Consider the following 13356-nt stretch of genomic DNA (forward strand, 5'->3'; position numbering starts at 1 on the left):
ACGCCCGCCTGTCGGAATGCCTCGACGAGCTCGGGGTCCGTGTCCTGCTCGACAGCACCGTCCGGTTGCATCCGGTCGATCGCCGGGTCACCGTGGTGACCGGTTTGGAGACCCAGGACGTGCAGTACGACATGTTGCATCTCGTCCCGCCGTTCCGGGGCGCCGACCTCGTGACCGACTCGGGTCTGGCCGGCACTCGCGACCGGGGACTCGTCGACATCGATCCCCACACGCTGCGCCACCGCACCCACGCATCGATCTGGGGTGCCGGCGACGGTGCCGCGATCGCCACCGACCCGTCGGGTGGCGGGCTGCGGCGCCAGGTCGCGGTACTCGTCGACAACCTCGCGGCCGCGCGCGCCGGCGAAGAACTCACCACCTACGACGGGTACACCGTCGCGCCGATCGCAACCGACGCCCACCATCTGATCGCCGCCGAGTTCGACCGCGACGGAACCATCACCTCGTCGCTGCCGTCGGTCATCGACCCGCTGAAGCCGCGTCGGAGCGCATGGGCCTTCGACCGCTACGTGCTGCCCCGTCTCTACTGGAACGCGATCTTGCGCGGACGCGTGTGAACCGCGCCCGGTAGGAACACCCGGGTCAGTCCCCGTCGGCACGGATCAGTGCATCGATCCCGGCGATCACGATCGTCACGCCGGTCTCCAGCGCATGCTGCGGGCTGCGCGCCGAGTCGAAGGTGGCCCCGACGGTCGTGCCGACGCGCCCGGATACCGGGTAGTCCTGGTCCTTCATGAGATGGCCGAGTGCGGGCGCGACGATGGCCCACCACTCCGGGTCCGCCATCCCGGACGCCTGCCGGGTTTCGTGGTCACTGCGATATGCACGCGCGGCGCCTTCGACGACGGTCAACAGAGTCGTCAGGCCGGCCTCCATCTGCAGATCCGACAGACCTATCCCGTCGAGGACACGCAACTCTGCTTCGTATTTGTCTCCGGCGTTCGGCCCGAGCAGACTGCGGGCGTCGTGGATGTCGAGGAGCCAGGGATGGCGCAGGATCAGTTCCCAATTCCGTTGCGCGACATACTGTATGCCAGCCCGCCAATCACCTGCGTCCGTCGCCGAGTCAGCGTTGTCGTAGAGGCCGCCGTACACGGCGTCGACCATCAGCGCGGTGAGGTCGTCCTTGCCGGGCACGTGGTTGTACAGCGCCATCGTGCTGACGCCCAGCCGCTCGGCGACCTTGCGCATCGAGGTGGCGTCGAGCCCGTCGGCGTCGGCGAGTTCGATCCCGGCATGCACGATCCGCGAGACTGTGATGCCCGAACGACCCGCCGGCGGATGATGCCCCCACAGCAGGTAGAGGCTGCGCACCACCTCGGGTGCGGATTTCGGCGTGTTCACGAACCTCCTCGTAGTCACTCGCACAACCAGATCCCACCGACGCGTGCGTTCGGGGCCACCGTATCGTACGCTCGTAACGTACGGTGTAAATAACGTCGTATAACTGGCCCCGAGGAGGCTCGCGGTGGGTGACACCGATTCAGCGATCACGCTCGAAGGCGTGCGCAAGCGATACGGCGGTGGATCGGCGGCGCCGGTCCTCGATGGACTCGACCTCGCCGTGACGCGTGGCAGCGTGCACGGCCTGCTCGGCCCGAACGGTGCGGGCAAGACGACTGCGGTGCGGATCATGACCACCCTGCTCGCGCCCGACGCAGGGCGCGTCCGGGTCGCCGGCGTCGACGCGGTGCGCGACCCCGGCCGGGTGCGAGCGCGGATCGGTCTCGTCGGTCAGCATGCCGCCGTCGACGAAGCCCTGACGGGTCGCCAAAACCTGGTGATGTTCGCCCGACTCAACCGGTATCGACCGGCAACCGCGGCTCGGCGCGCGGCGGAGTTGCTCGAGAGGTTCGGACTCGACGAAGCAGCCGATCGCCAGGTGAAACGTATTCGGGTGGGATGCGGCGTCGTGTCGACCTCGCGGCCGGCCTGATCACCGCTCCCGAGGTCCTGTTCGTCGACGAGCCGACCACCGGATTGGATCCCGGTGTGCGGCAGGATGTGTGGAACGCGATCCGGGAACTCGTACGTGGCGGCACGACCGTCCTGCTGACCACGCAATACCTGGAGGAAGCCGACCAGCTCGCCGACCACATCTCGATGCTCGGCAGCGGTCGAGTCGTCGCCGACGGCAGCCCGGCGGAACTGAAAGCCCGCGCCGGCGACGACTGGTTGGAGGTCAGCACGGTCCACGAGGCCGACGCCGACCGGCTCCGGGGCATGCTCTCGCAGTGGTCTGCGGGCGAGATCACCATCGTCGGCAATCGCGTCCGCGTGCCGTTGGCCGATCGCACCGCATCGGTGATCGGGGCGTCGGCGGCCCTGCGAGACGCCGGGTTGGAAGTCCGCGACATCGCCGTGCGCACACCGACACTGGACGAGGTCTTCCTCCAGGTCACCGGGCACACCCCCTTCGGGGACGCGCCCGACGACGCACGACTACACACCCCACCCACCATTGCGGAGGCCCACAAGTGACGATCCCGACCACCCACACTCCTCAGGCCGCGCCCGCCAGCATCCCGCCCGACGGACCGACCTCCCCCGTCGTACGCGCGTTCGCCGACACATGGACGATCACCCGTCGGGACATCCAGCACTGGCGTCACCTTCTCGGAGCCAGAATCTTCGGCTGGTTGTGGCCGATCGTCCTGATGGCTCTGTTCCTGGGCCTCCTCGGTGGTGCACTCGGAGGCGATGTCGGCGGCAGTTACATCGACTTCGTCATGCCCGGTGTCCTCGCCATGACAGCCTTTCTCGGCCTCGAGACCACGATGGCAGCGGTCAGCCAGGACTCCCTACGGGGGATCACCGACCGATTCCGCTCGCTGCCGATCAGCGGCATCGCCGTGGTGGGTGGCCGGTGTGTTGCCGATCTACTCGACTCGCTGATCACGCTCGTCGTGGTCGTCGCCGGCGGGTTGGCCTTCGGGTGGCGTCCCGACACCAGTGCGCCCGAGGCGTGTGCCGCGCTCGGCCTGCTACTCCTGCTCCGGATCGCGATGCTCTGGACCGGGATCTTCATCGGTCTGAAGGCGACCAGTCCCGAAGCGCTGGTTCCGTTCAACATCCTGGTGTGGCCGATCCTGTTCTTCTCCACAGTGTTCATCGACACGTCGACCATGCCCAGGTGGCTCGCGACGATTGCCGACGCGAACCCGCTGTCGGCGACCGCGTCCGCGCTGCGCGAGCTCCTGGGCGCCCCTGTCATCGGCGGCGGCGACAGTGTGTTCGCCGACCACGCCACGCTTCTCGCCATCGCGTGGCCGGTGGCGATCATCGCGATCTTCCTTCCTCTGGCGGTGTCCGCCTTCCGGCATCTCCGCCGCTGATCGAGCCGGCTCATCGGTCACGAATCGAGAAGCCCGACAGGGTCGTGCCCCGCTACCGTGAGTGACACCTCGATACATGACGACCAGGAGAGGAACACGTATGGGCAACTCGGGAGGATTCTCCGATCAGGAACGTGCCGCGATGAAGGAGCGCGCCGCGGAACTCGAGAAGGAGAAGACCCGCGGGCGTGGCAACAAGAGAGCGGCCGAGGAACTCGATCTGCTCGCCAAGCTCGAGAAGATGGACCCGGCCGATCGCGCGCTGGCCGAACGCATCCACGCGATCGTCACCGCGACCGCGCCGGACCTCGCGCCCAAACTCTGGTACGGGCAGCCCGCGTACGCACTCAAGGGCAAGGTCGTGTGCTTCTTCCGCAGCGGCCACGACGACAACGAGCGCTACTCCACGTTCGGATTCACCCAGAACGCACACCTCGACGACGGCGGTTTCTGGCCCACGTCGTTCGCTGTCAGCACCGTGGACGCCGGGGTCGAGAAGACGATCACGACGCTCGTCGCCAAGGCTGTGAGCTGACCGTTCGAGGACCGCGGGCAGGCCATCGGGGCCCACCCCTGGCCAAGAGGACTGCGACACGGTATATTTCGACGGGTGTTGACTTCCTCTGAACAAAGATTGGGGGTCCACGTCGTGCGCGGTGAGTGCTGATGCGCCTCCCGCCCACGACTGGATTTCCTCCCCGCCTCTCCCTCTGGCTCCGCGCCCGTCAGTTCGCGGTACCGCCCTCCATGATCGACGCCGCCACCGCTGCGCGCCGCGCCGGTGACTGGATCGGCGCTTGCGCCGCAGCGGGTTTCGACCCCGATATCGATCTCGCCGACATCCGTCGAAGGTGCGGCCCCGACCTGGCCGAACTCCTACGGGACGACCTTCTCCATCTCGCCCCCGACCTATTGCGCTGGCATCTGCCGCGAACAGGTCCCGCAGGACACCTACGACCCGGCCTCACCATCGCCTTGGCACGTTACGGGCCCGAACACGGAAATCGTTTCGGCACAGTGGGTTCGACGTATCTGGTCGCGCGGACGGCACCGCGCTGGGCCGACGCGGGCCAGCGAGTGTCGCTGGCCCTGTGGGACGGATCGACGCCCGACCCACACCCTCACCCTCGACCCGATCGCAGATACCGCCTCGACCTGCACCGCCACCTGTGGGACGTCCGGCATACCAGTGAGCTCCGAATCCGTTGCGGCGCTGACTCTTCACCGTCGCCGCCGATCCTGTCCCCGCCTCCCGACCTGCCGGACGGCTGCGCCGTCGATCGGTGGGCGGCCGAAGCCACTGTGGTGCTCCGCGCCGAGGGGCACCGGTCCGGGTGCGTGCGGATACGGCTCGGAACACATGGAGATCTGTTCCTGCACAATGATATCGACGACCCCACCGCTGCTCACTGGGTGAACGACCCGCCGCCAGGGGAGATCACGACGTTCCCGGTTCTGCCCGACGCCGCGACCAGAACGCTCCCGGACCTCGAGTTGCTCCGACACGGCGCCATCACTCCCGATCGGTTGCACCCTCTGGTTGCGGCCGCATTGACGCCCGACTCCCCTTCGTCACCCCATCGTCGAAAAGCGCTTGTCGACAATTCCTTTCAGGAGGTTCGATGTCGCGGCGAACTGCATCGCATCGGGGTCGCGAACGGAGTCCTGTCGGCATTGGATCACGACCGCGACGAGATTCGCCGCGAGGGGATGCTGGCGTCCCTCACCGGCACGCCCTTACCCTGTCTGGAGGCGATCGACCGCGCCCATCGTCGGCCCGACTGTCTCACCGGGGTACAGGAACGACTCGACTTCGGCGACATCGATGGCGCACTCGCAATCGTCGAGCACCTGCTCGGCCCTGAGGCGATCCTGCGGAGCGGACCGTTACGCGACGCCGTCGAACGCGCTCGCGCTCAGTTGGAGATCCACGACGCCTATCGCGCCGGCGACATAGATATTGTCCCACAACCCATTCCCGGTGGACCCCGCCGCCGCGGCCACACCGGCCGACGTAGACGCGCACGTCCACGACATGCGACTCATCGCTGACGCCGATCCCCCCTTCCCTTCCACAACCCGTAGGTGAACCATGCCCGCACATGCCTCGACCACACTCCCCCGGACCACCGAGTCCGCACCAGACGACGCCAACGCTCAGCCCGGCAGCGATCGATCCAGCGGTGCTCAACTCGACAGGGCCGCCGGATTACTCGCCATGCTCGAGGAGACGACCACCGAGCAGCGGTCCCATGACCAGCTCGAGGCGCTCACGCTCGCCGTCGCCGCCGACCTCCCGGTCCTGCTGTGGGGTGAACCGGGGATCGGTAAGACCGCGGCGCTCACGCAACTCGCCGCGTCCCTGGATCTGCCCCTCACGACCGTGATCGCGAGCGTCCACGAACCGTCGGACTTCTCCGGACTACCCATCGTCGGCGACGACCCGGCGACTCGGGGCGTTCCCATGGCGCCGCCCGACTGGGCCGTCCGACTCGCCGACGCGGGCCGCGGACTGCTCTTCCTCGATGAGCTCTCCACGGCACCTCCCGCGGTGCAGGCGGCGCTCCTGCGACTCGTGCTCGAAAGACGAGTGGGCGCACTGCAACTGCCTCCCGAAGTCCGGATCGTTGCCGCCGCGAACCCACCGTCGTCGGCGGCGGACGGCTGGGAGTTGAGCGCACCGCTGGCCAACCGATTCGTCCACCTGCACTGGACCCACGACCACGAGGTCGTCGTGCGCGGTCTCGGAGGCACCTGGCCCACGGCGACATTGCCGACCCTGGACCCGGAGAAGTTCCCCAGTGCTGTTGATTTCGCCCGCCGCGCCGTGTGCACACTCCTGGCAGCGCGGCCCGCGCTGGTCCACAAGCTTCCGGGAAGCCAGACCCGTCGGGGCGGCGCCTGGCCGTCGCCGCGAAGCTGGGCCGCGACGGTGCGACTGATCGCGTTCGCCACAGCCGCCTCCGCGTCATCCGACGTGCTCTCGCTGCTGATCCGCGGCACGGTCGGCGACGGGCCCGGCTTCGAACTGCTGGCGAGTATCGATCACATGGATCTCCCGGACCCCGAAACGCTGCTCGCCGATCCGTCCGCGGTCACGCTCCCCGATCGAGGCGACCTGCGTCAGGCCACACTCGATGCCGTCGTCGCGGCGGTTCGGCGCCGACCCGACCGCGACCGGTGGGACGCCGCATGGGAAGTGCTGGCCGTCGCGGTGCAGACAGGCGCTCCCGACCTCGTGGTGGTCCCGGCGACCACCCTGGCGAGCCTGCGCCGGGACGACTGGCAGATCCCCAGCACGATCGACCAGCTGGCCGGGGTGGTGTCGGTGTCTCGCGCAGCCGACGACGCCGCCGAGCGGGTCGCCGCTCGACCAGGGCGGGGCCGGATGCGATGACGATGAGCGAGGCACCGGCGTCGACGGCATCGGAGTCGATCTCGGACAAGATCTACGTGGCTCGCCTGCAAGCGGTCCGCGCCCGGCCGTACATGGCCACCGCGTTGTACGCCCTGCACCTCGTCGAATCGCCGCGCGTCCCGACCATGAGCGTCGACCGCCACTGGCGCTGCTATCTGTCGCCCGCCTTCGTCGCGAGCCGACCCGAGGAGGAGATCGCAGCACGCCTGGTACACCTGGTCTCTCATCTCCTCCGGGATCACGCGGGCCGATGCGACCGCTATGCCGACGACCACGACACCGACGGTCCGTCGGAACGGTTGCGGATGAACATCGCCGCCGACTTCGAGGTCAACGACGACGTATACGGGGACGGACTCATCACGCCCGACGACGCCGTCCACCCATCCGCGCTCGATCTGGACACCGGATTGCTGATGGAGGACTACCTCCGGTGGTTCAGCCTGGGCCCGGGAACCGATGAGATGGCCTGGCTCGAGTGCGGTAGCGGAAGCGACGGCCGTCATCGGGACTGGGAAGTGGGACCGGATGGCGCCGACGGTCTGAGCGATCAGGAACGCGAAGCCGTCCGGTTCGCGGTGGCGACGTCGATCTCCGACCGCGCAGGCGACGTGCCGGCCGGCTGGCGGCGGTGGGCACGCGACGCCGTGCACCCGCCACAACCCTGGCAGGCACTACTGGGCGCCGCGATACGAGCCGCGGTGTCGACCTCCGGTGTCGGAGACGACTACACCTACGGGCGGCCGGCGAGACGGTCGGTGGCGGTGCCCGGCGTGATCGTTCCCAGCCTTCGGCGCACGCCACCGAAGGTGAGCGTCGTCATCGACACCTCGGGGTCGGTCAGTGATGCCGAACTCGGCAGCGCCCTGCTCGAGGTGGCCGCCATCTCGCGCGCCGTGAGCGGCCGGCGTGACCGGCTCACCGTGGTGTCGTGCGACGCCGCAGCGCATGTCGCACAACCCATCTGCCGTGCGGAGCACATCCCGCTGCACGGCGGCGGTGGAACCGACCTGCGCACCGGGTTCGACAGCGCCCTGCGTACCCGACCCGACGTCGTCGTCGCACTGACCGACGGCCACACCCCGTGGCCGAGTCACCGGCCCGGCTGTCGCACCATCGTCGGTCTCTTCGCGCGCGACCACCGTGCGTATGTCCCGCTCACCGGTTCGCCCGTCTCCGGATTCGGGGGCGGTGGCGCCCATCCCGGCGGGTGGTCGGCGCCACCCGACTGGGCCCACGTCGTGCGCATCGGTGAGGCGGGTCGGTGAGCGCCCTTGTGCCGTCGGCTCGTTGGCAGAACTGTCGCGATCGTCGTTCCCGGAGGTGCCTGCCGCGACCGGCGACGAATTCTCATCCCCCTCAGCGGTATCGAAGGGCACATTGCCCTTCGACCGTGCTCACGGGGACGAGAATTCTCGAGACGACCTATAGGAGCGCATTCCCAGCGGCCCGGGCCACCCGACCCCGAGGCGGTCATTCCGCCGGCTACAGTCTCGTCGCGGACTACTCTGACCGCCATGATCACCGCAGTGCACACACTGATCTACTGCGACGACCCGGAGGCCGCACGCACCTTCTTCCGCGACGTGCTCGGCTTTCCGCACGTCGACACCGGCGGTGGATGGCTGATCTTCAAGACCGGCCCCAGCGAGATGGGCGCCCACCCGAATGCGTGGGAGCACGAAGGGACCGCCGGACGCACCGACCAGAAGTTCGACGTGTCGTTCATGTGCGACGATCTCGAGTCCACGATGCGCGAACTCTCGGCGCGCGGCGCGGAGTTCGCCGGCGCCCCGACCGACGAGGGGTGGGGCGTCACCGTCGGACTCAAGGTTCCCGGCGCCGGCGAGATCACCCTGTACGAGCCGAAATATCCACCGCCCGCGCTCCGGTGATCCGTCGGGACCGGTGGTCGAGCGTGGCTCATTCGGTTGCATGAAACGCGACGATCCGGCACGTCGCGCGCGGTAATCTCCCGAGGTCACCGAGCGCATAGGAGCCGACCGTGGGCAGTCCCTACGACCCCAACCAGCCGACCGCCATGGGTCCGCAGGGGCCGCAGCAACCCGGATGGCCGCCCGCCGGCGGTCACCAACCCGGTGGGCCCCAGGCGGCTCCGGGTCAGCCCCACTCGGGGCCGTACGGTCAGCAACCGTATGGTCAGCAGCCATATGGCCAGCAACCCTTCGGACAGCAGCCATACGGCCAGCCGTACAACCAGCAGTTCGGCCGGCAACCCCCCGCCGCCGACCTCTGGCGGTGGCAAGAAGTGGTGGATCATCGGAGGCGGTGGACTCGTCCTCGTATTGATCGTCGTCGTGGCGGTGGTGCTGGCTCTGACGCTGAGTGGTGGCGACGACGAGCCGTCGGTCCCCACCGCCTCAGCACTCGATCTGGTCCTGCCCGAAGACCAGTTCCCGGACATCACAGGCGATTTCACCACCGAGACGGGTGCCACCGACGACGATGGCAGCACCGTCGACAACGAGAAGTGCAAGACGCTGGTCGACTCCCAGCAGACCACCGGAGAACGCGCCGAACGCGAGCTCACCGAGACCTCGTCGTCGAGCGAGATCCTCTTCGGCCTCGACAACTACAGCGCCGACGTCACCAAACCGGCCGACAGCAGCTACGACGAATTCGACGAGATCCTCTCCGCCTGCTCCTCTTTCACGCTGACACTCGACGACGGCGACGTCCCGGTCGCACTCACCCTCGAGAAGGTGGACCTGCCCATCGACGACGACTACAAGGCCGTTCGGATGACCGGCGCGTACGAGGTCAGTGGGTTCGAGCTCAATCTGGCGGGGATCATCGTGATCGGCGAGGAACGAGGCGTGTCGTTCTCGGTCACGCACAACACCATCGACGACACTCCGCCCGCCATGGATTCCGAGGTCAGCAACAACCTGGCCGAGATGTTCGCGGCACAGCGACAGGTCATCAAGGACGCCGCTTAGGCGGCACAGCCGGGTCACCGAGAACCTGGGCCAGCGCGACCGGGTCGTCGAAGACGCTCATGTGCCAGGCGCCGGCACGAACGACGAATTCCGAATCCGGGATACGACGATGCATCGCCTCCATCGAACCGACGTCGGACACCGTGTCGTGTTCGGCCGCAACCACCGTCGCCGGACACGCGATCGAGGGTGTGCGCTGCGAACAGTCGAAGCCCGCGATCGCGCGCAACGCCGACGCCCAGGATGCCCGGTCCGCGGTGGCCACTGCCTCCCGCGCATACCGGACGACCGGGCCGTCGGCCTGCAATTCACCTGTGCTGAACCAACGTCGGAGTGCGCCGTCGACATCGACCGAGCCGGCCTCCACGGCGGCGGCCACTGCATCGAAAGCCGGGAAGGGAGTGTCTCGGGTGCACAGAAGCGTGAGGCGCGACACGAGATCGGGCCGCGCGATCGCGAGTTCCAGGGCGACCTGTCCGCCGAACGAATGCCCCACCACATGCCAGGGCCCTTGCAGCTCAGCCGAATCCGCGACCTCCGCGGCCAATCGAGCCTGCAGGTCGGCGTCGGTGTAACCGGGTGGCGGAGTGATCTCCGGACTGATCACGTGTCCGCGTCGTCGACCCATTGCGATATCTGTCAGCATTCACTAACGTTAGCGACGGCCGACTAATCTGACACAAGGAGTCATCATGGGAGCACCCGTCGCGTTCTTCGAGATCACCTCGAAAAACCCCAGCCGCCTCATCACGTTCTATCGCGAGCTGTTCGATTGGACCGTCGACGAGAGCCACGGACCGGAGTACTCGCTGGTCGACACCGGTGCGGGTGAGGGCGCCGTCGGCGGCGGCATCGGTGCCGTGTCCGACCCGGCCGGGGCCGGCGGGGTGAGTGTGTACATGCGCGTCGATGATCTGCAGGCATCCCTCGACCGGGCCGAGACACTGGGCGGCACCGCACTCGTGCCGCCCACGGAGCTGCCGGACGGCTACGGCCGCTTCGCGATGTTCGCCGACCCCGACGGCAATTCGATCGGGCTCTGGACGTGACCGACAAGATGCCGGGCGTCGACGAGGCCCTGCGCGCGATGGCCGAGCCCCGCCGCCGCGCCATTCTGGAACTCGTATCCGGCGAGGAGCTGTCCGCGGGCGACATCGCCGCACGGTTCGACGTCAGCCGTACCGCGATCTCCCAGCACCTCACGGTGTTGAAGGACGCCGGGCTGCTCGCCGAGCGGCGCGAGGGAACCCGGCGCATCTACCGCGCCCGACCCGAGGGCATCGATCAACTGCGCGACCTGCTCGACGACATGTGGGCGTCATCTCTCGACGTCGCGCGGCAACTGGTCGAGGCCGAACGCGGACTGACCGACGACGACGAGGTGAACAGTGCCGGGTGAACGCAGAGTCGACGAATCCCCCGGCGGTGGCGGCGGTTCCGTTCTCCCGCTGCGGCGTCCACCGATACGGCAGTCCACCACCGTCCGCAGCGACCTAGACCACGTCTTCACCACCTTCGTCCGAACCATCGGGGTCTGGTGGCCGTTGCAGCCCATGTCCATCGGCGGGGGTCGTGCCCGCACCGTGACGATCGACGAATACACGGGCGGGCGGGTCTTCGAGACCTGGGACGACGGCACCACCGCCGAGTGGGGCCGTCTCGCGGTGTGGGAGCCCCCGAACCGTTTCGTCATGTCGTGGTTGAACACCCCGGAGCCGACCGAAGTCGAGTTGGCGTTCACCTCTCTCGGCCCGGCCCTGACGCGAGTGTCCGTGGAACACCGCGGCTGGGAGCGCCTCAGCGAGGATCAGTTGCGCGAAGACTGCGCCGCGCCAGGCGGTTACAGCTCCGGCGCGTACTCCGGCGGCTGGGCCGCCGCCCTGGCGGCATCTGTCGCCGTCATCGAATCCACACCCACCTGAACAGAGGAAGCCCATCCCATGTCGCACTTCGTGTACAAACTCGTCCCGCCCAGGCCGACCTTCGGGCCCGGCGACATGTCCGATGACGAGGCCGCCATCATGGGCCGGCACGGCGCGTACTGGTCGGGGCTGCTCGCCGACGGCACCGCGGTCGTCTTCGGACCCGTCGTCGACCCGGCCGGGAACTGGGGCCTGGGCATCGTCCGCACGGACTCCGAAGACGAGGTCCGGGCGATCAGCGCCGCCGACCCGGCCATCACCTCGGGCCTCGCGCGCGTCGAGATCCTCCCGATGCCCGTCGGTATCGGACGGGACTGATCGGACCCGAACAACGACGAAGCCCGTTCCGACATCGGTCGGAACGGGCTTCGTTCAGTGGGACTCCTGATTGAGTACTCAAAGCATGAAATCGCAGGTCGTAAGGTGGAAGCTACCGTTGAGCTGGCACTCGCATGTGTGCGTGAGCGCCAAGAGTCGGGCAAACCGGACCGTTTGAGTAAGCCCGCACCTGTGAAAGTGCGGCGGCTCGAGCCGCATGACATCGCCCTCATCTGCCAGCTCTACGAGGACGGTAAGACGGTCTACGAGGTAGCTGCGGAGGTCAGAATCAGCCGGCAACGCGTCTCGAGCGCCCTGAAGCGAGCGGGCGTGCAGATGCGGCGACGCTCCCCTACGGCCAAGCAAGTCGATGAGATGAAACTGCTGTACGAGCAGGGCCTGTCACTGGCACAAGTCGGCGAACGAACCGGCTTTGATCACGGCACCGTCCGGCACCAGCTGCGTGCAGTCGGCGTCACCATGCGGGATACAAAGGGGCGGTCCGCTCAAGCTGAAACTCAGGCGGAGCTGTCACAGTGAAGGAGAACGGGTGGGCAGAAAGCGAGCACTTCATGACCACCGCACTCACCTACCTGCGTGTCAGCAGCACCAAACAACTCCGACCCGATCTCGGTCCCGAAGGACTCTCCATCCCCGCCCAGAGAGCGGCGTGCGAGGCAACCGCCCGCAAGCTTGGTGTGACCATAATCGAGGAGTATGTCGAACCCGGACGGTCTGGGACCACCATCACGGCACGGCCAGCACTACAAAGCTTGCTCGACAGAGCCGCCAACGACTCGGGCGTCGATCATGTCATCGTCTACGACCTGTCTCGTCTCGCCCGGAACCGAGCCGACGACGTCGCCATCGTCACGCAGCTTGCCGCGAACGGCGTCAAGCTGATTAGCACGGCCGAGAACATCGACGAAACGCCCGTCGGCCAGCTCACCCACGGCCTGCTTGCTGCAGTCAACGAGTACCGCTCCGCACGGGACGGCGTCGATATCTCGTACAAGATGCGGCGGAAAGCTGAGCAGGGCGGCACACTTGGTCAAGCACCCATCGGCTACATCAACACGATCGAGCGGCGAGGTGGCCGTGACATACGTGGGATCGAGATCGACCCGAAGCGCTGCCCGCTGGTTCGGGAGGCCTTCGAGGTCTCAGCAACCGAGGCCCACCGCCTGGCCGGCCGCTTGCGGTTTGCGTGTCTGCCCACCCCAGCCACCCTCGACGGGTTCGACTATGACGCCGCACCCGGTGTGGATCGCCACCTCATCCGCGAGCTGGGTACCTGCGCCTACCTGGAATCAGCGACCAACGTGCTGCTCATCGGACCACCCGGGACCGGTAAGACACACGGGACTGCTGCACGGATAGGT

At 67.6% G+C, this 13356-nt stretch carries 16 protein-coding genes and 2 pseudogenes; 16 read left to right on the forward strand and 2 right to left on the reverse strand.

The window, feature by feature from the left end; translation table 11 throughout:
- A pseudogene (locus AMD30_RS25530) lies at nt 1-578 on the forward strand (NAD(P)/FAD-dependent oxidoreductase); the annotation flags it as partial.
- A 25-nt stretch (nt 579-603) separates the two neighbouring features.
- On the opposite strand, the gene AMD30_RS18705 reads toward AMD30_RS25530, so the two are convergent.
- On the reverse strand, nt 604-1365 hold the full coding sequence (locus tag AMD30_RS18705) for a TetR/AcrR family transcriptional regulator (protein ID WP_055476648.1): 762 nt from the start codon (nt 1363-1365) through the stop codon (nt 604-606).
- A gap of 235 nt (nt 1366-1600) precedes the next feature.
- On the opposite strand from AMD30_RS18705, the pseudogene AMD30_RS25535 reads away from it, so the two are divergent.
- From AMD30_RS25535 to AMD30_RS18745, 9 genes and pseudogenes are all read left to right on the forward strand, one after another.
- Nucleotides 1601-1935: pseudogene (locus AMD30_RS25535) on the forward strand (ATP-binding cassette domain-containing protein); the annotation flags it as partial.
- A gap of 189 nt (nt 1936-2124) precedes the next feature.
- Nucleotides 2125-2502, forward strand: coding sequence for a DUF4162 domain-containing protein (locus tag AMD30_RS25540; protein ID WP_231632783.1), 378 nt, complete (start codon nt 2125-2127; stop codon nt 2500-2502).
- Nucleotides 2499-3356: an ABC transporter permease gene (locus AMD30_RS18715; protein WP_231632779.1), complete on the forward strand. Its 858-nt coding sequence runs from the start codon at nt 2499-2501 to the stop codon at nt 3354-3356. Before AMD30_RS25540 ends, AMD30_RS18715 begins: the two co-directional genes overlap by 4 nt.
- A 100-nt stretch (nt 3357-3456) precedes the next feature.
- Nucleotides 3457-3891 (forward strand): DUF1801 domain-containing protein, encoded by a 435-nt coding sequence (locus AMD30_RS18720; protein ID WP_055476649.1) that lies wholly within the window; start codon nt 3457-3459, stop codon nt 3889-3891.
- A 212-nt stretch (nt 3892-4103) separates the two neighbouring features.
- Entirely contained in the window at nt 4104-5408 is a 1305-nt protein-coding gene (locus AMD30_RS18725; protein ID WP_231632780.1) for a hypothetical protein, read from the forward strand.
- A 40-nt stretch (nt 5409-5448) separates the two neighbouring features.
- Nucleotides 5449-6753 carry an AAA family ATPase gene (locus AMD30_RS18730; protein WP_055476651.1) on the forward strand — a complete coding sequence of 435 codons (1305 nt, stop codon included), beginning with the start codon at nt 5449-5451 and terminating at the stop codon, nt 6751-6753.
- Nucleotides 6750-8042 (forward strand): vWA domain-containing protein, encoded by a 1293-nt coding sequence (locus AMD30_RS18735; protein ID WP_055476652.1) that lies wholly within the window; start codon nt 6750-6752, stop codon nt 8040-8042. Before AMD30_RS18730 ends, AMD30_RS18735 begins: the two co-directional genes overlap by 4 nt.
- A gap of 249 nt (nt 8043-8291) precedes the next feature.
- Complete coding sequence (locus AMD30_RS18740; RefSeq protein ID WP_055476653.1) at nt 8292-8669, forward strand: VOC family protein; 378 nt, start codon at nt 8292-8294, stop codon at nt 8667-8669.
- Between the two features lie 276 nt (nt 8670-8945).
- Nucleotides 8946-9734 (forward strand): hypothetical protein, encoded by a 789-nt coding sequence (locus tag AMD30_RS18745; protein ID WP_231632781.1) that lies wholly within the window; start codon nt 8946-8948, stop codon nt 9732-9734.
- Here the strand turns inward: AMD30_RS18745 and AMD30_RS18750 are convergent.
- On the reverse strand, nt 9718-10380 hold the full coding sequence (locus tag AMD30_RS18750) for an alpha/beta fold hydrolase (RefSeq protein ID WP_055476654.1): 663 nt from the start codon (nt 10378-10380) through the stop codon (nt 9718-9720). The genes AMD30_RS18745 and AMD30_RS18750 overlap by 17 nt on opposite strands.
- A 46-nt stretch (nt 10381-10426) precedes the next feature.
- Here AMD30_RS18750 and AMD30_RS18755 point away from each other — a divergent pair, with 46 nt between their 5' ends.
- The 6 genes from AMD30_RS18755 to AMD30_RS18780 form a co-directional block, all read left to right on the forward strand.
- Nucleotides 10427-10783: a VOC family protein gene (locus tag AMD30_RS18755; RefSeq protein WP_055476655.1), complete on the forward strand. Its 357-nt coding sequence runs from the start codon at nt 10427-10429 to the stop codon at nt 10781-10783.
- Nucleotides 10780-11133: an ArsR/SmtB family transcription factor gene (locus AMD30_RS18760; RefSeq protein WP_231632782.1), complete on the forward strand. Its 354-nt coding sequence runs from the start codon at nt 10780-10782 to the stop codon at nt 11131-11133. Before AMD30_RS18755 ends, AMD30_RS18760 begins: the two co-directional genes overlap by 4 nt.
- Nucleotides 11123-11656, forward strand: a complete 534-nt coding sequence (locus tag AMD30_RS18765) for an SRPBCC domain-containing protein (protein ID WP_084817315.1) — start codon at nt 11123-11125, stop codon at nt 11654-11656. The genes AMD30_RS18760 and AMD30_RS18765 overlap by 11 nt, the downstream gene beginning before the upstream one ends.
- An 18-nt stretch (nt 11657-11674) precedes the next feature.
- Nucleotides 11675-11974, forward strand: coding sequence for a YciI family protein (locus tag AMD30_RS18770; RefSeq protein WP_055476656.1), 300 nt, complete (start codon nt 11675-11677; stop codon nt 11972-11974).
- A gap of 105 nt (nt 11975-12079) precedes the next feature.
- Complete coding sequence (locus AMD30_RS18775; protein ID WP_156354324.1) at nt 12080-12514, forward strand: helix-turn-helix domain containing protein; 435 nt, start codon at nt 12080-12082, stop codon at nt 12512-12514.
- A 32-nt stretch (nt 12515-12546) separates the two neighbouring features.
- The coding region (locus AMD30_RS18780; RefSeq protein ID WP_197282810.1) for a recombinase family protein at nt 12547-13356 on the forward strand (810 nt) is incomplete at its 3' end.

Source organism: Gordonia sp. HS-NH1 (assembly GCF_001418765.1).
Taxonomy (GTDB): domain Bacteria; phylum Actinomycetota; class Actinomycetes; order Mycobacteriales; family Mycobacteriaceae; genus Gordonia.